Raw genomic sequence first — 22,060 nt, 5'->3', positions numbered from 1 at the left:
ATAGTTGAGAAAACAGTTTATTTTATTAGTGTGATTGTCTACATTACTATCACTATCGAACTTTTCTAATTTTTTATAGTCTTTGTATTCAAACAAAATTGGAAAGAAGTTTAATTTTTAATCTCATAAAATAATTTTTACGTCTGGGTGGTTTGCTTCGGATTCGCCATTTTTTAGTAAATACTCTTTTAAAGCATTATTGTCTCGCTATTTAATAAGCCGTTGCTCTACTTTACACTTAATCTAATATGCTTTTGTTTATTATTTATAATATCTGTGACTTTTTACTTAACGTTTCAAAGGCATTTATGCATATTTTAAATCAAATTTAGGCAAAATAAATCTCAAATCTTTAAATTGGATAAATTTTTAATGAAAAATATACGAAATTTTAGCATCATAGCTCATATAGATCACGGCAAAAGCACCTTAGCAGATAGGCTTATTAGCGAGTGTGGGGCTGTGAGTGAGCGTGAGATGAGTAGCCAGATAATGGACACGATGGATATAGAAAAAGAGCGTGGTATCACGATAAAAGCACAGTCTGTGAGACTAAACTACACGCTAAATGGCGAAAAATTTATCATAAATTTAATAGATACACCAGGACATGTGGATTTTAGCTACGAGGTTTCACGCTCACTAGCAAGTTGTGAGGGAGCGTTGCTAGTAGTTGATGCTTCTCAGGGCGTTGAGGCTCAAACGATTGCAAACGTCTATATCGCACTTGAAAATAACTTAGAAATCATCCCGGTGATAAATAAAATAGACCTTCCAGCTGCCGATCCGCAACGTGTAAAGGATGAGATAGAACATATCATAGGGCTTGACTGCACGAATGCGATTGAAGTGAGTGCAAAGACTGGCGTAGGCATAAAAGAGCTACTTGAGGCTATAGTTACACGCATACCAGCACCAAGTGGTGATATACAAAAACCCCTAAAAACGCTTATATACGATAGCTGGTTTGATAACTATCTAGGGGCGTTATCGCTTGTGCGTGTCTATGATGGAGAGATAAATAAAAATGATGAAATTTTAGTGATGGGAACTGGTAAGAAACACATTGTACTAGATCTAATGTATCCAAATCCGATTGCACCGATAAAAACGCCTAAAATAGGAGCAGGTGAAGTCGGCATAGTCGTACTTGGACTTAAAAATGTAAGTGACGTTCAGGTTGGCGACACTATAACCTTATCGAAAAATCCGACGAAAGAACCTGTTGGCGGATTTGAGCGAGCAAAACCATTTGTATTTGCAGGGATTTATCCGATAGAGACTGATAAATTTGAAGATCTTCGTGACGCACTTGATAAACTAAAGCTAAACGATAGCTCTATAAGCTATGAGCCTGAGACATCTATTGCACTTGGATTTGGCTTTAGAGTGGGATTTTTAGGTCTTTTGCATATGGAGGTTATTAAAGAGCGACTTGAGCGTGAGTTTGGACTTGATCTTATCGCCACAGCACCGACAGTTACTTATGAAGTGGTGCAAACTGACGGTGTTATCTTGCAAATTCAAAACCCCAGTCAGCTTCCAGCGGTCAATAAAATAGAGATGATAAAAGAGCCTTATGTAAAAGCAACTATCATCACACCAAGCGAGTTTTTGGGTAACATAATTACACTTTTAAACAACCGCCGAGCAGTGCAGACAAAGATGGATTATATCACTCCTGAACGTGTGTTGCTTGAGTATGATATACCGATGAATGAAATAGTTATGGACTTTTATGATAAACTTAAAAGCTCTACAAAGGGTTATGCGAGTTTTGATTATGAGCCGAGTGATTATAGGGTTGGTGATCTTGTAAAGCTTGATATAAAAGTCGCTGGAGAGGCAGTAGATGCACTCTCTATCATAGTGCCAGAGTCAAAGGCGGCTAGTAAAGGTAGAGACTTTGTTAAGGCTATGAAAGAGATAGTTCCGCGTCAACTTTTTGAAGTGGCGATACAAGCAAGCATTGGCAACAAGGTCATTGCACGTGAAAATGTCAAGTCAATGGGTAAAAACGTAACAGCTAAGTGCTACGGTGGTGACATTACACGTAAAAGGAAGCTACTTGAAAAGCAGAAAGAGGGGAAAAAGCGTATGAAAGCAATCGGCAAGGTAAATTTACCACAAGAAGCGTTTTTAAGCGTGTTAAAGATTGATTAGGTCTATTAATTGCTAAAATTTATAAATTTAAAGGATAACAAATGCCATTTGTAAATATCAGAGTAACTAAAGAAAATGGCACCCCAACAGCCGAACAGAAGCGACTTTTGATAGATGGTGTTACAAATTTACTAACAACTGTGCTTGGTAAAAATCGCTCAAGTACAGTTGTTATCATAGATGAAGTAGACACGGATAACTATGGGCTTGGCGGCGAGAGCATAACAAATTTGCGTAAGAAACAAGCAGAGTAAAAGGAGATAAAGTGTTGAAATTTGTAACATCGATTTTTATAGCGGTATTTTTAAATGGTTGTAGTTCGATGTTTTGCTCATCTTGCGTCGCACTTGATGGAAGTCATGGTATTAGCGTGAGTAATGCTGATAAGATGCATTTTGAGGAGGTTTTGCGTATCCAAAGCGATTGTAGTATGTGTAGTCCGAGTGGATCGGATCTGCTTATAAATGGTAGTGAATATACAAGCGATGTAGCGATAAAATGTTGCTTAGAAAAAAATATGATAGATACAAATATAGGACTTAAAAAAGTCTATTTTCACCGCATTACTGACGCAAGAAATAGTGCTAGAAGTATACATTTTGTATCAAAAAAAGGTAAAAAAGAGTTTTTCAACTCAAATCCACGCCTAGAAGTGCTATTTTATCTATTTTTACAACAGGAGCTAAACTCACGCGGTATCATTGTGGTCGATACTCAAACGTCACCTTATACATATAAACTTGATTTTGAGTTTAAATTTTTAGAAGGCAAATATAGCCAAACTAGCGAGATATTAAATGGCAGACTTGATGGAAATTTACGATTTCATAATATAAATTTAAATAGAAATTTAAGTCTTTCAACAAGGCAGCAAGTTAGAGTGCTAGACGCTAAGGAGTCCAAAGACTTTGACTTTTTCATCGCACTTTTAGTAAAACAGGCAGCTATGAAGGTCGCTGATGAGATATCAAAACTTTAAGGAGAGATAGAGATGATGAGAAATTTAAAATTTATAATAGTATTTATTTTTGTAGCGATATTTAGCGGTTGTTCGCCGACTCAAAGTGTGTTAAATTTAGATCCTTACAAGACAAGTATCGTATCATCAAAAAGCTCAAAAGATGTTTTGATAAAAAATATCTATGATAACCGCAAAAATAAAAGTACAGTAGCCACCATCACCGATAGCAAGGGTGGTGTGGATGAGTATGTGGTATTGCAAAATGATATATCAAGTTGGTTTAAAACGTCTCTTGAGAGTGAGTTAAAATCACGTGGAGCAAATATCGGAAGTATGGGTGGGGTGGTTATTGATGTGTATATAAACGAGCTTGGTGCAAATATGAGTGGCTACTCGCAAGATAATATGAAAGGTAATATCAAGATAACGCTTAAAATCACAAAAGGTGAGCAAAATATCATAAAAAATATCGCAGATAATCAAAGCAAATTCCAGCTTATACGCACAGGCGGGGCATTTAAGCCATTTTTGCAAGATATGTTAAATGATACGATAAGGCGATGTGCGGAGCAAATTTTAAATAACTAATGCGTTGTTTTAGTTGCAGTTGTTTTACATTTGGGGTGTTTTGTAGGAGTTGTCGTGAAATTTTATCTACCCCAAATGTGGCTGTGCGTGAAGTAAAAGATAGGCAAAATGAGCTAAGAATTTATAGCTTTTATGATTACTCTGATATAAAATGTCTTATTCATTCAAAACACCAAATGCACGGACTTTTTGCCTATAAGGCATTGGCAAATTTAAGTTTTAAACAATTTGCTTTAAATTTTACCACTCAAACTCCATTAAATGTCGTACCAATAGATGACCGCATAATACACGGCTACTCACATACGGCGATACTTGCACGTGCGATGAAGTCTTTAAATTTAAAGCCACTTTACCGCTGTTTGCACGCTACTTCACATATTAGCTATAGCGGGCAGACGCTTAAATTTCGGCAAAATAATCCAAGGAAATTCAAACTCTTAAATCACCCAAAATACCCAGTTATCTTAGTAGATGATATCATAACCACAGGCACAACGCTGCTTGAAGCCAAAACAACGCTTGAACGAAATGGTTTTGATGTGCTCTGTGGCATTGTTTTAGCTGATGCGAGATACTAAAATATGATATAATGTTATAAAATTTTAAGGAATAATGTATGTATGAGCTTATTAGGGAACTATTTTGTATCCCGCGAAGCATCACGGGACAGGGCTTTCGTGATAGTTTAGATGTGATAGATAGGCATATAGGGGGGGGGTAGCAGACGTTTTAGTATTAAAAGTAAAACAAAGTGTTTTGACTGGACCATACCACCTGAGTGGGTCGTTAAAGACGCTTATATCATTACCCCAGATGGTGATAAAATATGTGAATTTAAGAAAAATAACCTACATCTTTTAAACTACTCAACGCCTATAAATGCAAAAATTAGTCTAGACAAACTACAATCCCATCTTTACTCGCTACCAAATTTGCCAAATGCCATACCATATACTACGAGCTATTATGAGAGACGATGGGGATTTTGCATATCGCAAAATGAGCGTAATAGGCTCAAAGATGGAGTTTATAGGGTTTTTATAGATACCGACTTTAAAGATGATGGTGAGCTAAATTATTGTGAAGTAGATATAAAAGCTACTCGTGATACTAATGAAACTATACTCATCTCAACCTATCTTTGTCATCCCCAAATGGCAAATAACGAGCTAAGCGGTCCTGCTGTATGGTGCGAGCTGATAAAATGGCTTAGAACACAAGATGAGCGAAGATATAACTATAAATTTATAATCATCCCTGAAACTATCGGTTCAATATGCTATATAAGTATGAATTTAGAATTTTTACAAAGCCAAGTTGTTGCTGGATTTGTGCTTAGCTGCATAGGTGATGAGAGAGATTATAGTGCGGTTTTAAGTCCTGATGAGAATTCCTTAAGCGATAGGGCGGTTTTACATACACTTAAATTTATAACAAATGAGCCAAAAATTTATCCGTTTTTATATCGCGGTAGTGATGAGAGACAGTTTAATACCCCACGTTTAAATTTAGGAGTAACTACGCTTTGTCGCTCTAAGTTTGGTGAATATAAAGAGTATCATACAAGCCTTGATGATTTAAATCTTGTAACACCTAAAGGGCTTAAAGGTGGCTTTGAATACGTACGAAATACTCTTTTAAATTTAGAGATAAATGCAACCTACGAGCTTACAACTTACTGTGAGCCAAATTTAGGTTCACGTGGACTTATACAAACTATAAATGCCGATCCAAAATACCCAACCGATATGATGATGCTTAGAAATTTCCTTGCATTTTGTAATGGCAAGATGGATGTTATGGCTATTGCCGATAAGCTTGGTGTGGAGGCGGTAGAGCTAAAATATATAATCAAAAATCTTTTAAAATTTGAGCTTATAAATGAAGTATGATGAGTGAATTGATTAAAAATTTTGAGCTTTGTAAAGGCGATGTGGTAGTTGTTACTGGTGATTTTAATAGGTATATTTTTCAATCAAGAAAAAAGTGTAAAAGTATACAAAATCTATTAAATGATCTTATTGATGAAATGATAGACGCTCTTACACCAGAAGGAACGTTGATATTTCATACATTTACTTGGGATTTTTGTCATGGCATAAACTATGATATAAAACATACAAAGTCAAAAACAGGAGCTTTGGGGAGTGTAGCTTTGATACGAGATGACTTTGTTAGAACTAGACATCCTATATACTCATTTGCTGTGTATGGAAAATACAAAGATGAGCTACTAAGACTAGATAATACGAGCTCATTTGGAGATGATTCTCCATTTGCATTTATCCATAAAATGAATGCAAAAATGGTGATTGTAAATTTGTCATTTGATCATTCATTTACATTTGTACATTATGCTGAGCAACAAAATTTAGTTGATTATAGATTTGAAAAGACCTTTATTGGCGGATATATAGACGAGCTTGGAGAGTTTAGCAAGCGAGAATACTCAATGTTTGTTAGGCGAGATAATGTTTTTACGAATTTAACGCCACTTGAAGATATTTTTCTTAAGCAGAAAATAATGAAAATAAATATAGTAAATAATAACGAAATAAAGATATTTAAAGCAAAATCAGCATATGAGATAATCAAAAAAGACATAAAAGAGAATAGGGCAAGAAATTTATACACTATTAAGCTTTAAGATAGTATTTAGCCAGTTTTTATTAAATTTTGGCTACAATTTACGCAGTTATTTTTAAGGATAAGAATGGAAGAGAATATTTTAAATTTAAACCAAGACATAACTGCAGTTGATATTGAAGATTCGATAAAGGGCAGTTATCTTGACTACTCAATGAGCGTTATCATTGGTCGTGCATTGCCTGATGCTAGAGATGGATTAAAGCCAGTTCACAGGCGAATTTTATATGCCATGAACGACCTTGGTGTAGGCTCACGTAGCCCTTATAAAAAGTCTGCTCGTATCGTGGGTGATGTCATCGGTAAGTATCATCCACACGGCGATACAGCTGTTTATGACGCACTTGTTAGGATGGCACAAGACTTCTCTATGCGTTATCCGACAGTTGATGGTCAGGGTAACTTTGGCTCTATTGATGGTGATAGTGCAGCGGCTATGCGTTATACAGAGGCTAGAATGACGATACTAGCTGAAGAGCTACTTCGTGATATAGATAAAGATACGGTGGATTTTATACCAAACTATGATGATAGCACACTTGAACCCGATGTTTTACCTAGTAGAGTACCAAATTTATTATTAAACGGTTCAAGCGGTATTGCAGTCGGTATGGCAACAAATATTCCTCCGCATAGCCTTGATGAGCTTATAGATGGACTTTTGCTTGTTCTTGATAATAAAAATGCGACCCTTGAAGAGATAATGCAGCATATCAAAGGGCCAGACTTTCCAACCGGCGGTATTATATTTGGTAAAAAGGGTATCATAGAGGCTTATCGCACAGGTCGTGGACGTGTAAAAATTAGAGCTAAAACGCATATTGAGAAAAAGCCAAACAAAGATGTGATAGTCATAGATGAGTTGCCTTATCAGACAAACAAAGCAAGGCTTGTAGAACAGATCGCCGAGCTTGTAAAAGATAAACAGATAGATGGCATAAGTGAAGTGCGTGATGAGTCTGATAGAGAGGGCATACGTGTAGTCATAGAGCTAAAACGCGATGCGATGAGCGATATCGTGCTAAATAACTTATTTAAATCAACGACTATGGAGAGCACCTTTGGCGTTATAATGCTTGCCATTGATAACAAAGAGCCCAAAATTTTTACACTTATTGAACTTTTAAAGTTATTTTTAAATCACCGCAAAACAGTTATCATCCGTAAGACTATATTTGACCTTGAAAAGGCTCGTGCAAGAGCTCATATATTAGATGGTCTTAAAATCGCACTTGATAATATCGACGCTGTTATAGAGCTTATCAGAAATAGTGCTGACACTCAGGTTGCTCGTGATGGATTGATGGCTAAATTTGGTCTTTCAGAGCTTCAGTCAAATGCTATTTTGGATATGCGTTTAAGCAAACTTACAGGACTTGAGCGTGAGAAGCTAGACAACGAGTTAAAAGAACTTATGGCTGAGATAGCAAGACTTGATGAGATTTTAAAGAGTGAAACTCTACTAGAGCAGATCATTAAAGATGAATTGCTTGAGATAAAAAATAAATTTAAAGTGCCACGTGTCACTGAGATTGTTGATGATTATGATGATATTGACATCGAAGATCTCATACCAAATGAAAATATGGTCGTTACGATAACTCATCGCGGATACATCAAGCGTGTACCAAGTAAGCAGTATGAGAAGCAAAAGCGTGGCGGTAAAGGCAAAGTAGCAGTAACAACATATGATGATGATTTTATTGAGAGCTTCTTTACCTCCAACACGCATGATACGCTTATGTTTGTAACCGACCGCGGACAGCTTTACTGGCTAAAAGTTTATAAAATTCCAGAAGGTTCAAGAACTGCAAAAGGTAAAGCGGTAGTAAATTTAGTCCAACTTCAGCCTGATGAGAAGATAAAGGCTATCATTCCTACGACTGATTTTGATGAGAGTAAATCGTTAGCATTTTTCACTAAAAATGGCATAGTAAAACGCACAAATTTAAGTGAGTTTAAAAACATCCGTTCAATCGGCGTTAGAGCTATAAATTTAGATGAAAATGATGAACTAGTAACAGCCCTTATCGTAGATAACGATGATATAGAAGCACCAGATATGGATGAAAATTTAAAAGAGAATTTAGATAATGCGGAGATTATGGAACTTGAAGAGATACAAAACGAAATAGATGAAAACACAGAGGTTGAGGATACTGAAACTAATGAAAAGATGCTATTTATCGTTACTAAAAAGGGTATGTGTCTTAAATTTTATGTCAATAAAGTCCGCCAAATGGGGCGAACGGCTCGTGGCGTAACTGGTATTAAATTTAAAGAACCAGGTGATGAGGTCGTGGGTGCAGCGTTTATTGAGAGTAATACACAAGAGATTTTAAGCATATCTCAAAAAGGTATCGGCAAACGCACAACTGCTGATGAGTATCGCTTGACAAACCGTGGCGGTAAGGGTGTTATATGCATGAAGTTAACTAATAAAACCGGTGATTTAATTGGCGTCGTTATGGTTGATGACGAGCAAGATCTAATGGCTTTAACTTCAAGTGGCAAGATGATACGTGTAGATATGCAAAGCATACGCAAAGCAGGGCGTAACACGAGCGGCGTTATCGTGGTAAATGTAGATGGTGATGAGGTTGTAAGCATTGCAAAATGTCCAAAAGAAGATAGTGATGATGAGCTTGATAGCGATGATGGCTTAGAATTAGAGTAAATTTGTTAAAAGCAAAGGCTTAGAAGTTAAATTTAAAGGTAGAATATGAATACTAAATTTATAACACTCTTTTTAATGGTTGTGCTATTTGGTGGATGCTCTTGGAATGGCTTTTTTGGCGACAGTACAAGAACAGATAACCACAATGTAGTTATCCAAAAGGTTGACAAGGATGACCTTAGAGAGGTGATGAAAAAAGAGAAGATGATATATGATAGCACACCTGTTGAGACGACTATCAGGGCCAGTGGAGAGGGGATAGCACCGCTAAACTCTGTCTCATACGCTCAGTCACTAACTCTTGCTAAACGTGCAGCGATGGCTGATGCGTATAGTCAACTTGCAGGTAAGCTTTATGGCGTGAAGATTAATGCCGAAGATACCGTGCGTGATGCGATGCTAGGCGATTCAAGCATTACATCAAAGGTGCAGGGTCTAGTTAAAAACGCAAACATAGTAAGCGAAAGCTTTAAAGATGGGCTTTATAAGGTCAATATGGAGCTTAGGATAAACCAAGAAAAGTGGCGAGAAGTCTTTGCTTATTAATCTTTTTTATAAAATTTAGTTTTAGCTCAGAGGAGTTTATATTCTGGGCTAAACTATCAAGTCAAAACAATATAATAATCTCACAAGAGATCGCATTTTCAAAGGCGATGACAAGGACAAAAAGCTCATCACTTAAATTTTTATGTCAGATAGATGGCGTAAAGGATGAGAATACAACTGCCGAGCAATTTTTAAATTTGTATAAAGATAAGGTATTTGACTGCTTTTTAGGCACAAAAGTCGGTATATTTAGTGAATTTAAGAACGAAAATAACATTATTACACAAACTTCGGATTTGAAAATTTATCCTATAAATTTTATAATAGAATTTAAGCCAAATTCTGCTATTATCGGCGTATTTAAATAAGGGGGTAAGTGTGAATATCGCAATCGTTGAAGATGATATAAATATGCGAAAGTCTCTTGAGCTTGCCCTTAGCGAGTATGAAGAGCTAAATATAAAAACTTATAAAAGTGCCACCGAAGCCCTTAAAAAGCTTGATGAGAGTGTGGAACTTATCATCACTGATATAAATATGCCAGGCATTGACGGACTTGAGTTTATAAAACAACTTGGAGGCAAATACGATGTTATAATAATGACTGGCAACGCAACGTTAAATCGTGCCATAGAGAGTGTGAGACTTGGCGTGAAGGACTTTTTAACAAAGCCTTTTGATGCTACGACACTTTATGAGGCGATAAAGCGGGTTAAAACGCTAAATGAACGCACTAAAACCCACAAGATAACTACTAAAAAAGCGGATAAAAATTTATTTGATATTATTGACGATGAACTAAGCCAAAACAGTGATTTAAATTTAAAAAATAGTTTTAAAACGCAAAGCAGTAAAAATTTAAAAACAAGTACCAAAAAGTCCATTAAAAATCAAGCAAAGCCAACCTCTGTAGCCTTGCAAAAGACACAGACTATAGCATTAAAGGCTGCCAAAACTGACGCAAATGTCATGCTTATGGGTGAGAGTGGAGTAGGCAAAGAGGTTTTTGCAAATTTTATACACCAAAACTCACCGCGTAAAAATGAGCCATTTATCGCACTAAATATGGCAGCAATACCTGAAAATTTAATAGAGAGTGAGCTGTTTGGCTTTGAAAAGGGTGCGTTCACAGACGCAACGGTCGCAAAAAAAGGGCAGTTTGAGTTAGCAAATGGCGGAACGCTATTTTTAGATGAGATAGCCGAGATGCCTATAAATTTGCAACCAAAGTTACTTCGTGCCTTGCAGGAGCGTGAGATCACAAGGCTTGGAGCGATGAAGAGCATAAAGATAGATGTTCGCATAGTATGTGCGACAAATGCAAATTTAGATGAGCTGATGGCACAAGGCAAGTTTCGTGAAGATTTATTTTATCGCCTAAACACTATACCTATCGTGATCCCACCACTTCGCGAACGCAAAGAGGAGATAATGGCAATAGCAAACAATACACTTAAACAAACTTGCGATGAGTATAAAATTGGAGCTAAGTTTTTTAGTGATGAGGCAGTAATTGAGCTAATGAGCTATAGCTATCCGGGAAATATAAGGGAGTTAATATCTATCGTGCAACGTGCTGCAATACTTAGTGATACCGATGAGATCGGCGTGATGGATCTATTTATAAATAGTAGAAAGATGAGATAAATTTTATAAAAGGGGTTAAGATGAGAAAATTTAATATCGCTGTCGTAGGTGCAACTGGTGCTGTTGGCGAAGAGATATTTAATGTTTTAAGTGAGGTTGATTTTCCAGTAGGCGAAGTCTTGCCACTTGCAAGTGCAAAAAGTGCAGGGAGCCAGATAGAGTTTAATGGCAAAAGCTATAAAGTTGTTGAGCTAACTGAGAGAGTATTTGATGAACATGATATAGATATAGCGTTTTTTAGTGCTGGCGGGTCAGTTAGTGAGAAATTTGTCCCGTTTGCTGCTGCAAGTGGTGCAGTTGTCATTGATAATACGAGCCATTTTAGAATGGATGCTGATGTACCACTAGTCGTGCCTGAATGCAATCCAGAAGATATAAAACTCTGGAAAAGTCGCGGAATTATAGCAAACCCAAACTGTTCTACTATACAAATGGTGCAAATTTTAAAGCCGTTAAATGACGCATTTGGCATAAACCGAGTGGATGTCAGCACATATCAAGCTGCAAGCGGAGCTGGTAAAGAGGGTATGGAAGAGCTAGTCATGCAGATGCAGAAATTTTTTGAGTTTAAGCTTGATGAGTGTGAACCAAAGGTTTTTGCTCATCGTTTGGCACTAAATGTTATACCACATATTGACGTGTTTTTAGACAACGACTATACAAAAGAAGAGATGAAAATGGTCAAAGAGACACAGAAAATCTTGCATAAAAATATAGAAGTTAGTGCGACTTGTGTGCGTGTGCCAGTGCTTAGAAGCCACTCTGAGGCGATCACTATCCACTTTGATAAAGATATAGATGCCGCACGTGCGAGAGAAATTTTATCAAATGCTCCGAGTGTCGTTGTTTTAGACGATCCTTCTAATAAAGCCTATCCTATGCCATTGATCGCAAGTGATACAAATGAGACTTATGTTGGACGTATACGTCGCGATAACTACCGCTTAAATGTCTTGCATCTGTGGTGTGTGGCAGACCAGATCCGTGTGGGAGCTGCGACAAATGCTGTGAGAATAGCACAAAGATGGATAGAGCTACAGGAGTAAAATTTGCTTTGTTCGATTAAAAAATATACAATACACATTTTTAAATTTAAACAAAAGGATCTTAATGCCTAGTAAAATTTTTGAGAAAATTTTACTCTCAAGTAATATTTTTACTATTTTGCCAGTTATTTTTGGACTTCTTGGTGCGGTAGTGCTATTTATCATAGCTAGTTATGATGTAGCTGCCGTTATGGGTGATGTATATGATTATTTTTTCAAAGGTGTTCATCCTGAGAATTTTCACTCTGATGTCGTGGGTGAGATAGTTGGTGCGATAGACCTTTATCTTATGGCGCTTGTGCTTTATATATTTAGCTTTGGAATTTATGAGCTATTTATCTCTGAGATAGATACGTTAAAGGAATCAAGAAATACTAATGTGCTTGAAGTGCATTCGCTTGATGAATTAAAAAGCAAGATAGGAAACGTCATCATAATGGTTCTTATCGTAAATTTCTTTCAACGTGTGCTTCACGCAAACTTTACCACTCCACTTGAAATGGCATATCTTGCAGTTTCTATACTTGCACTTTGTCTTGGATTATATTTTTTGCATAAGGGTGGTCATTAAAATTTATAATGAAAAAGGATTGATATGATATTTGTTGATGCGTGTTTAAAAAAGCCAACGCCTTATACGCCTGTGTGGATGATGCGTCAAGCGGGTCGCTATCTACCTGAGTATATGGCAGTTCGCTCTTCTGCTGGGGATTTTCTAAGTCTTTGCAAGGACTATAAAAAAGCGAGTGAGGTTACTATACAGCCTGTGGATATTTTGGGTGTTGATGCAGCCATTTTGTTTAGTGATATTTTAGTTGTACCACTTGAGATGGGTATGAAGCTTGAGTTTGTTAAAGGCGAGGGCCCTGTATTTCCTAATCCTATAAAAACACGTGAAGATCTAGCTAAGCTTGATATTAAAGAAGCGATTAAAAATTTAAACTACGTATATGACACGATAAAGCTTACTCGTGATAAACTAGCTAAGGATAAAGCACTTATCGGCTTTTGTGGTGCTCCTTGGACTATTGCTACATATATGATAGAAGGTGGTGGCACGAAGACTTACGCCATAAGCAAAAAGCTACTTTATAGCGACCCTGAGTTTATGCACGATATATTAAATAAAGTAACAGCAACACTTATTGGCTATGTTAAAGAGCAAATCCATGCTGGTGTAAATGCTATTCAGATCTTTGATAGCTGGGCGTCAGCATTAGAGATGAGTGCGTATTTTGAGTTTGGATTTAGCTATATTATTAACATAGTAGATGCAATAAAGGCAGAGTTTCCTGAAATCCCAGTCATCGTTTTTCCAAAGGGAATAAGTGGATATTTGGATAAAATTTATGGAAATTTTGATGTTTTTGGTGTTGATTGGAGTACGCCACTTGATCTAGCACGTGAAAAACTAAGCCCACAATACGTCCTGCAAGGCAATATGGAGCCAGCTCGTCTTTACTCTGTTAAAGCCATTGATGATGGCATAGATAAAGTCTTTTCAGCGATGAAAGGTATGCCACATATTTTTAACCTAGGACACGGTATACTACCTGATATACCAGTAGAGCATGCAAAATACTTCATAAAACAAGTGCAAGAAAAAAGTAGAAAGTAAACTTTATAAAGCTAAAAGCCAAATTTTTAGGCTTTTAGCCTATCTTAAGTCTTTTTAGTTCATCTTTTAAATTTATATGTCTAGATTTTAGTTCATCTATATTTGTGAGCTTTTCTGTTTTTATCTGATTAAATTCACACGCAAGTTCATTGAGAATTTTGTTTAAAAAAGATGCATTTGAGAGCATTTCATTTTCAAATTCATATAAATTTAGTGACGTTAACACACGCTCGTATGTTTCGTTAAAACTTGGGATAAACAGTGCAAAGTGTAATGGATCTTTAGCGTAAGAAGTTGCTGCAATATCGATCTTTTCTTTGATAAAATATACAGCTATCTTAATCGCACTTTCGTAATTTGTCGCAACTTTTAAATTTAATTTTTCAAAAAATAGTGATATTTTCTGCTCTTTTGCAAATTTAGTTGTCTCAAAATCACGCAAAAATATCTCATATACCTGTCCGGCGTGTGTGCGAATATTTGCAAATTCCACATCAGATTGTGTGGCTACCTCTTTGCGTATATTTTCAAACTCGGATTTATATATCATAAATTTACATTCAAGTTCATTATAAATTATGTTTATATCTTGTTTCAGCTCATTTTCAAGCTTGAGTAAAGATCTTTTATAAGCCTTAAAAAATTTAGAAATTTTGACATCATTGTAGATGAGTTTTGAGAAAATTTCATCACTATCAAAACTCATCATCTCGTATTCGTTTTTGCTCCAGCTTTTACCACGAAAAAAACTTTTTTTTGGCTCATAATGTGATATTTTTTTAGATTTTAAGCTTGAGATAATTTCACTACTTATAAATTTGGCAATCTCTTTTATCTCATTAAAGGAGGCTTCAAGCTTAGGCTCAAATTTGTTCTTTATCTCGTTTAAATTTCCTTGTAAATTCGCATCAAATTCGGCCAAAATTTCAGCTGCTTTTTGATAAATTTCAGCCATATATTCATGTTGGGATATTGAATTGGTTAATAAAATTTGACACTTTCGCTTAATAAATCTCTCTTTGATATCTTCATTGCTAAAATTTACCCTTATCGCATCAATTACCGCATCAAAATTTGAACTTTCATATAAATTTTGATCACTATTTTGTTTAGCTAAAACCGCTTGTTTAGCTGATATAGCGATGATTTGATTAAAAATTTTATCATAAGTTAGTTGTGCATGAGAAAGGATATTTTCAAGTTCTGTTTTATTTAGTTTATCTTTTTGATTTAATACGCATATTGCTATCTTATCAGATTTGTTTAAAAATTCGTACAAGTCAGCTAACTCACTTGCACGAGCGGCATTATCAATTAGACTCAACCATACCACGCCAGCAACGCCATCTATCACGTCTTTTGTTGTGCGTGTATCTGAGCTTGAAAGTGAGTTTAGCCCCGGCGTATCAATAAAGCTAAAATGCTTTAAAATTTCACTTGGTGCATATATGCAAAGCTCTTTTATGTCATCTAAGCTCTCGCGTTGATCGACAAATCGTGATATTTCACTCACATTTAAACTAAGCTCTCTGCCATTTTTATAATAAATGTGAAGCGATAGGCTCGGAGCGTATCTAATGTGCGTTAATCGTGCAGTAACTGGAGTAACACCGGTAGGTAGAATCTCAAAGCCTAAAAGTGCGTTTAAAAATGTTGATTTACCACTTGAAAATTGCCCTACGATCGCGATAGTAAGCGGTTCACATATAAATAGATCAAGTTTTTTTAGTTCATCTTTTAACTCAACGCTTGGATGTAGTTTTGGCTCACAAATAGCGTTTGCAAATCTTTTAAATTTACCATAAAAATCATCACCAAATACTTGAAAATAGGCACTTTTATAGGCATTGATAAAGCTTTTAAACATTAAAAAGCTCCATTTTTATATTTTTTAAAGCTAATTCTAAATTTTTTAGTCTTTCTAGCTCATTTATCGCTTCGTTAGTTTGTCCTTTTAAGATAGTTAATTCATACATTAAACGCTCTTTATTTTTGTTAAATATCTCTAATTTTTCATTCATTTTTATCGCAACTAACTCTTTAAATTTATCCTTTTCAAACTCACAAAGCTCATACGCGAAGTCCTTTATTTTCTCATCTTGTAAAAACTCACTTAAAGCTTTATCCACTCTGTTTGCAAGCTCATTTGAGTTTATAAATTTATCTATATATTCACATACTTTATCATATTTAAATGTGATATTTTTAAGGCGTAGATACTCATTTATACTAAAAATTGTTTGATCTAAACTTATAAAAAGATCAGGAAAATTTAGTCGTATATTATCCGCACAGCTTTTTATTTGCGATAAGATCGCGTTGCGATTTTGTCGCATTAGTGCGATGATACCATCATTTAGACTACTTTGGATTATGTAATTTATCCGTTTTAATTCAAGTGGCTTTTTGCTGTTTTTAGTGAAATTTATCTCACTTAAAATCCGCTCTTTTGTGCTTTGCACTAGCGATCTTAGCCCAAGATCCCATTGTTTTTCAAGCTCATCAATGCTTATCTTACTAAGCTCTTGATCTGTAAAAATTTGTGCTTGTTTTACAGATACATTAAGTTCATTTTCATATAAATTTAGCTTTTCAAGTTTTTCGCTAAGCTCTAAATTTGAGCTATTTAAATTTAGCTTTTCATTTTGCGTAATCTCTAAAAACTCGGTGCAAATTTTAGTGAGTTCATTTTTATAGCCATTAAGTGCAAGTGTTGATTTTTCACTATCAGCACTGAAAAAAATCTTATATATATGGTTTTTAAAACTCTGTATACCACTATCATTTTTACCTTCAAAATACCGCTTTGCACTTATGCTAAAAAGTTCGATTTTGACATTGTTTTGAGGATTTAGCTCATTTTTTATACTTTTTTGTGTGTATGCTATGACCTCGTTTAACTCATCTTGTGAGAGCAAATCTGTGTGAGTTAGGACGATTATGAGCCGTACTATACGTGATCTATGAAGTGAGTTTTTGATAAATTCTATATCTTTTTGTGTCATACTTTGTGATACATTCATTAGATGAATCATCAAATCACACTCATTCATAAACTCTCGCACTAGCTGCTCTCGTAAAAATACTGCATCATCGATACCTGGAGTATCGACTATACATATGCCGTCCTTTAAAATATCTAAATTTTCAAACAGCTCAACGCTTTTTACAAATTTTGCTATCTCGCTCGTGGCTGAAGTGTAGTTTTTAAGCTCATTTAGTTTGATATTTAAGCTCTTAAAATTTAAATTTATATCTGTTTTATACACAATGTCAAGCTGTCTTAGCTCACTCTGGCTCCAAAAATTTACCACTGCGTGTGGCGTATCTGAGTGTTTTAAAAGCGTGAGATTTGTTGTCTCTGGGACGTTTGAAGTGCCTAAAATTCGTGCGTTTAAAAGAGCATTTAACATAGTTGATTTACCAGCATTTATCACGCCAGTTACCACGATATTAAAGTGTAGTTCACTCATCTTTTGCATAGCAGTTTTTAATCTTTTAGTAAAAATTTGCTCACTATCAAGATCTAATAAACGCAGACAAATTTGATGAAGTATATCCGTGCTTTGGTGAAACTGTTTTGCAAGTGTTGTGTGGTCGCTATCTTGTAATTCGTCTTGTTCGTTTAAAGAGATTATAAAATTTGATATTTGCTTATATTCATCTTTATTTAAGATATTTTCATCTTGGAGATTTTTAAGCGATAAAAGAAGCTTTGACCTTGAGATTTTTGAGCTTTTTATAGCGTTTATTATGCCTATTTGTGCGGTTTGTGTGCCGTATAAATTCGCTTTTAGCCCAAGTGAGCGAATAATGTTTTTAAACTCATTTAAGGCGATAAATCTATCATAATTTTGTGCATTTGTAGCGATGATTATTGCAAGTATACTCTCATCCGCTGTTATCGTCGTTTGCTCATTTAAAAATAGTCTTAAATTACCCCAAAAATGTTGCAGGAAATCATCCATTTAAATAGCTCTTTGCGTATAATTTTTGTGAGATTTTAGTATATTTTTGCTTAAATTTATAAACTAGCATATAAAAATCAAAATTTGTATGATATAATACATAGCAAAGCGTTATTGTATTGATTTTAAAATAGAATAATTACTTAAATTTTATAAGGAGTTTATAATGAAACTAAGAAGACTTAGTCTAGTTACAGCAGTTGCTCTTGGTTGCTTAAGTAGTGCAAATGCTGCAGATACACTAGCAGAAGCTTTTACAAATGGTAAGCTAAGTACAACTTTAAAAGCAACTTATGCAGATCAAACAAGTGAATTTGCTGCTAATAAGCCATTAAATAACGAGCATATATTTGGTATTGGTGCTGAGTTGGGGTATGTTACCGATCCGTTTTATGGATTTAGGATAGGCTTGACAGGCCAGACTTGGGGTAGTATAAGCCCAGAGAAAAATGCTAAAACTATGTATAAAACAGAGTGGTATGCAAATGGTGCTGTGCTTTCTGAATTGTTTTTAGGGTATGGTGTAGGCAAAACTGATATTAAATTTGGACGCCAGTATGTCTCATCTCCGCTAGTAGCTGGCAACCCAACACGTGCCTATAAAGAAGCTTTTGAAGGTCTTAGTATAACAAATAAAGACATCCCAGATACTACATTATTTGCTGGATGGTATTATAAATTCCAAGGCAGAAGCAAAACTGCTATGCAAGGAAGTGCTAATAGCGATGTAGGTGCACCGGTATTTAAAGATAGAGTTATTGTTTCTGGTATGAGCGGTCCATATGCTTTAAAATTTGATAATATCTTTACAGGTGCTATAATAAATCAATCAATCCCTGGCTTAAAGCTCACAGGTGCATATGCTAGAGGAACTGATATAAAGAGATCTGTTGATGTAAAAGGAGATGTAGATACATTTTTAGTCGAGGGTAATTATAGACTTCCGGTTAGTAATTTTAAACTCGGTTTTGACGCAATGTATAAAGGCTCACGCGTAGATAATGCATTAGGAACTTATGACGGTGATATGCTAGGATTTAGAGCTGGTATATATGATTTTTATGGATTTGGTTTTAGTTATGCGTTTACAACAGTTAGCGATGATGATGGACTTGTATTTGGTTTTGGTAACGGACCAGCATCGTATACTATGCTACCTATCCGCGGACCATATGTCTTTACTGGATATGCTGGTATGAATACACATAAGCTAACGCTTGATTATGACTTTAGCTCTATCGGTGTAAATGGACTTAAAACATCACTTCAATATGTAAAAGGAGAGCAAGATACCCCGTCAGCTCAAGCTGGTTCGACAGCTGCGGGCACACATATGGATGTAGAGGGTTGGTCGATTGTAGCTAACTATGCCGTACAACAAGTAAAAGGTCTAAATGTAGCTATCACATATACTGAGCTTGACAGAGAGAATTATAACGCGTCAAATGTGAGAACAGATACTGATAATGACGAACTTTGGGTCAAATTATCTTATAAATTTGATCTACTTGGCAAATAATCCCTTATAATTTTAGGTAGATGATGGCTCGTCTGCCTAAAATTTATCATCTTGCATAAACTTTTTCAAACAATAATCTTGATAAAACTAAAGCTAAAAAATTAAGATAAAATTTAATAAAATGTCTATTTTAAGATAAAGGTATATTTGTGAGAGAGCAAGAGAATATAAAATTTTATACAATCATCGTTATACTCAGTGTTTTGATGGTAATGCTTGGAATAAATGTCTATCAAAGTGCAAAAACACAGATTGTCGATCTCTCAAATAAAGATAAAGCAACTATCAGTAAAAATATCGTGCAAAGCTTCAGTATATGGGTAGATGAGCGGATAAACTCACTCCAAAGAGCATCTAAATTTATAGAAAATGGCGAGATGGTTGGCGATGATAATGAGATCAAAAAATTTATAAAGATATTTTCACAAAATGCAAAGGAATTTGATGCGGTTCAGTTGATGTATGATGATGGCAAAATTTTTATAAATGGTGAATACATCACGTCTGTAAAAGATGATGTAACAAAGCGACATAATCTTATATGGTATGCTGAGACCAAAGATAGCGGTAAGCCAACGATAAATTTTATGCCACGCCACAGTTTGCTAGATGAGCCTACACTAAATTTATGTGTGCCGACTTATAAAGGCAGAAGCGGCCAGATTGTGGCGGTGCTTTGCGGTATCGTAAAGGCAAAAAGTATATTTGATAATATAAAAAATTTTAAACTCCCGCCAAATGCATATTCGTTTTTGATAACGCATAGCGGTGAGATGTTGACTCCAATGAGTAATGAAAAGCTTAAAAATGATATAGAGCGATCGTTTAAAGAGATGTTTTTAACAGGTGATCCGCAAGGCGATCTAGTGCTTGGGACAAATTTTATCTCACTTGAAGAGATTCCATCGCTTAATTGGTTTATTGGTGCTGGAGCGGATAATGAGATGGAGATAAATGAGCTTTTAAACGTAGTTAGCAAAAATGCATTTGTATTATTTTTAGCATTTATCATACTTGTAGCGGTGTCAAATTTCTTACATAGCTTTATGTATAACACTATGAATAAACGTAAAAAAGAGTATGAAATAATACTGTCTCACAAAGCAAGAGTGGGCGAGATCGGAGAGCTAATAAGTGGTATAAATCATCAATTTATACAACCAGTAAATTCACTTAAGCTTATGATATCAAGTCTACAAATGCTACAAAATGAGAACAAGCTTGATAATGATACGCTAAAAAGTATGCTAAATAGTGGCTCAAGATCGGTTGCACTTTTAAGCAAAACGATAGATATATTTAGAAATTTTTACAAAACTAGTGAAAATATAAGTGAATTTGGCATTAGGCAAAGTATCATCAATGTCTTAACACTAGTGCATTCAGAGCTTTCATATGCAAATGTATCAGTTATACTTAAAGACTTCGAAGATAAAAAAGTAAATCAGATAGAAAATATAATACAACAAATTTTACTCATTCTAATACATAATGCAAAAGACGCACTAGTCGATAAATTCGAAGATATTTCACAACGTGAGATAATCATAGATGCTAAATTTGATACAAAAAAATGCTATATTTTAGTTAGTGATTTTGGTTATGGTTTGAGCTATGAGTTAAGTATGCGGATATTTGCCGAACCAAAAACGACAAAAAAACATGGTAATGGCATAGGGCTTTACTTTGGTAAAAAATTTGCTAATGATAATATAAATGGTGATGTGCGATTGATAAATCGTGTCAATCCAACCATGTTTGAGCTAAGTTTTGATATAGATTTAAAGGATAAAAAATGACAGATGATACACTAAAAATTTTATCGAAATTATCCGTTTTGATAGTTGAAGATGATGATATGGCACTAGAGCTACTTATAGGTGGGCTTAAGCCTTACTGTGGTGCAGTATATGGTGCAAATGACGGCTACTCTGGGCTTGAGTGTTTTAGCAAGGTATCACCAGATGTCGTAATGACTGATATACATATGCCTGATATGAATGGCTTTGAGATGATGAAGCGTATCTTAGCACTTAAGCCACATCAAAAGATTATCGTATTTACCTCAAATGACACTGATACAAATTTATTAAAGAGTGTTGAGCAGGGTGCAGCACTATTTCTTAAAAAGCCTATTGATATAAAGGAGCTTCGTTCGATGATAATAGCACTCACATATGAGAGCGATGAACAGGTGATAAAGATAAGCAATGAGATAAGTATAAGATTAAAAAATGAGAAAATTTATAAAAATGGCGATGAGATTTATCTTACATTTTTGCAAAATAAGCTATTTTGGCTACTTGCGTATAACTTAAATAAGCTTGTTACCTATGAAATGATAGAAGAGTTCGTATACGAAAACGAATCGGTCAGTAAAAGTGCGATACACAACGCCGTTATGCGTCTAAAAAAAGAGCTTGGCGTGAAATTTAAAAATGTCTCTGAGTCCGGATATATACTGATCTCATCGTAAAAATATAAAATTTATAAATTTGTAGGATTATTTTAACACTGAAATTTTTAAAATAGTTATGATTGTCTTAAAATCCTTAAAGTGCACAAGTTTTATTCTGATAAATAAATGGATAAATTTTGCAGAGAAGTTAAGAAGCATTTTATAATATTATTATGCACAAAAACCAAATTTATAAAATAGATATAAAGAGCAATGAAAT

General features: G+C 35.0%; 18 protein-coding genes and 1 pseudogene. 17 read left to right on the top strand and 2 right to left on the bottom strand.

Annotated elements, in window-relative coordinates:
* The first annotated feature begins 372 nt into the window (after positions 1 to 372).
* From lepA to hemE, 14 genes and pseudogenes are all read left to right on the top strand, one after another.
* The gene (gene lepA, locus KDE13_RS01195; RefSeq protein WP_212142634.1) at positions 373 to 2,163 is read left to right on the top strand and encodes a translation elongation factor 4; all 1,791 of its coding nucleotides are present in this window, start codon (positions 373 to 375) and stop codon (positions 2,161 to 2,163) included.
* A 41-nt stretch (positions 2,164 to 2,204) separates the two neighbouring features.
* Positions 2,205 to 2,417, top strand: coding sequence for a 2-hydroxymuconate tautomerase family protein (locus KDE13_RS01190; RefSeq protein WP_212140224.1), 213 nt, complete (start codon positions 2,205 to 2,207; stop codon positions 2,415 to 2,417).
* An 11-nt stretch (positions 2,418 to 2,428) separates the two neighbouring features.
* The gene (locus KDE13_RS01185) at positions 2,429 to 3,142 is read left to right on the top strand and encodes a hypothetical protein (RefSeq protein ID WP_338083701.1); all 714 of its coding nucleotides are present in this window, start codon (positions 2,429 to 2,431) and stop codon (positions 3,140 to 3,142) included.
* Between the two features lie 12 nt (positions 3,143 to 3,154).
* Entirely contained in the window at positions 3,155 to 3,712 is a 558-nt protein-coding gene (locus KDE13_RS01180; RefSeq protein WP_229204321.1) for a YajG family lipoprotein, read from the top strand.
* Positions 3,712 to 4,293 carry a ComF family protein gene (locus tag KDE13_RS01175; protein WP_212142633.1) on the top strand — a complete coding sequence of 194 codons (582 nt, stop codon included), beginning with the start codon at positions 3,712 to 3,714 and terminating at the stop codon, positions 4,291 to 4,293. The genes KDE13_RS01180 and KDE13_RS01175 overlap by 1 nt, the downstream gene beginning before the upstream one ends.
* 38 nt (positions 4,294 to 4,331) lie before the next feature.
* Positions 4,332 to 5,607: pseudogene (locus KDE13_RS01170) on the top strand (DUF4910 domain-containing protein).
* A complete protein-coding gene (locus KDE13_RS01165) occupies positions 5,607 to 6,362 on the top strand; it encodes an AAC(3) family N-acetyltransferase (protein WP_212142632.1) in 756 nt (251 codons plus the stop codon). The pseudogene KDE13_RS01170 and the gene KDE13_RS01165 overlap by 1 nt, the downstream one beginning before the upstream one ends.
* Before the next feature lie 66 nt (positions 6,363 to 6,428).
* Positions 6,429 to 9,038 (top strand): DNA gyrase subunit A, encoded by a 2,610-nt coding sequence (gyrA, locus tag KDE13_RS01160; protein WP_212142254.1) that lies wholly within the window; start codon positions 6,429 to 6,431, stop codon positions 9,036 to 9,038.
* 45 nt (positions 9,039 to 9,083) lie between these two features.
* Positions 9,084 to 9,584, top strand: coding sequence for an LPP20 family lipoprotein (locus tag KDE13_RS01155; protein WP_212142255.1), 501 nt, complete (start codon positions 9,084 to 9,086; stop codon positions 9,582 to 9,584).
* Positions 9,560 to 9,952 carry a hypothetical protein gene (locus tag KDE13_RS01150; protein WP_212140230.1) on the top strand — a complete coding sequence of 131 codons (393 nt, stop codon included), beginning with the start codon at positions 9,560 to 9,562 and terminating at the stop codon, positions 9,950 to 9,952. The genes KDE13_RS01155 and KDE13_RS01150 overlap by 25 nt, the downstream gene beginning before the upstream one ends.
* A 10-nt stretch (positions 9,953 to 9,962) precedes the next feature.
* Entirely contained in the window at positions 9,963 to 11,231 is a 1,269-nt protein-coding gene (locus KDE13_RS01145) for a sigma-54-dependent transcriptional regulator (protein ID WP_212142631.1), read from the top strand.
* A gap of 20 nt (positions 11,232 to 11,251) precedes the next feature.
* A complete protein-coding gene (locus KDE13_RS01140; protein ID WP_212142630.1) occupies positions 11,252 to 12,277 on the top strand; it encodes an aspartate-semialdehyde dehydrogenase in 1,026 nt (341 codons plus the stop codon).
* Positions 12,278 to 12,341: 64 nt separating this feature from the next.
* The gene (locus tag KDE13_RS01135) at positions 12,342 to 12,848 is read left to right on the top strand and encodes a YqhA family protein (RefSeq protein ID WP_212140233.1); all 507 of its coding nucleotides are present in this window, start codon (positions 12,342 to 12,344) and stop codon (positions 12,846 to 12,848) included.
* 24 nt (positions 12,849 to 12,872) lie between these two features.
* On the top strand, positions 12,873 to 13,895 hold the full coding sequence (gene hemE / locus KDE13_RS01130) for a uroporphyrinogen decarboxylase (protein ID WP_212142629.1): 1,023 nt from the start codon (positions 12,873 to 12,875) through the stop codon (positions 13,893 to 13,895).
* 34 nt (positions 13,896 to 13,929) lie between these two features.
* Here hemE and KDE13_RS01125 read toward each other — a convergent pair whose 3' ends face one another.
* Together KDE13_RS01125 and KDE13_RS01120 are read right to left on the bottom strand one after the other, a co-directional pair.
* Positions 13,930 to 15,762 carry a dynamin family protein gene (locus KDE13_RS01125; protein ID WP_212142628.1) on the bottom strand — a complete coding sequence of 611 codons (1,833 nt, stop codon included), beginning with the start codon at positions 15,760 to 15,762 and terminating at the stop codon, positions 13,930 to 13,932.
* Positions 15,755 to 17,863: a dynamin family protein gene (locus tag KDE13_RS01120; protein WP_212142627.1), complete on the bottom strand. Its 2,109-nt coding sequence runs from the start codon at positions 17,861 to 17,863 to the stop codon at positions 15,755 to 15,757. The genes KDE13_RS01125 and KDE13_RS01120 overlap by 8 nt, the downstream gene beginning before the upstream one ends.
* Before the next feature lie 166 nt (positions 17,864 to 18,029).
* Here KDE13_RS01120 and KDE13_RS01115 point away from each other — a divergent pair, with 166 nt between their 5' ends.
* The 3 genes from KDE13_RS01115 (at position 18,030) to KDE13_RS01105 (ending at position 21,858) form a co-directional block, all read left to right on the top strand.
* Positions 18,030 to 19,382 (top strand): OprD family outer membrane porin, encoded by a 1,353-nt coding sequence (locus KDE13_RS01115; protein WP_212142626.1) that lies wholly within the window; start codon positions 18,030 to 18,032, stop codon positions 19,380 to 19,382.
* A 149-nt stretch (positions 19,383 to 19,531) separates the two neighbouring features.
* The gene (locus tag KDE13_RS01110; protein ID WP_338083699.1) at positions 19,532 to 21,181 is read left to right on the top strand and encodes a sensor histidine kinase; all 1,650 of its coding nucleotides are present in this window, start codon (positions 19,532 to 19,534) and stop codon (positions 21,179 to 21,181) included.
* A complete protein-coding gene (locus KDE13_RS01105; RefSeq protein WP_212142625.1) occupies positions 21,178 to 21,858 on the top strand; it encodes a response regulator transcription factor in 681 nt (226 codons plus the stop codon). The genes KDE13_RS01110 and KDE13_RS01105 overlap by 4 nt, the downstream gene beginning before the upstream one ends.
* Positions 21,859 to 22,060: the final 202 nt, after the last annotated feature.

This window comes from Campylobacter anatolicus (assembly GCF_018145655.1).
GTDB classification, from domain to species: Bacteria; Campylobacterota; Campylobacteria; order Campylobacterales; family Campylobacteraceae; genus Campylobacter_A; species Campylobacter_A anatolicus.
Note: the sequence above shows the minus strand (reverse complement) of the source record. Positions and strands in the feature narration are given on the sequence as shown.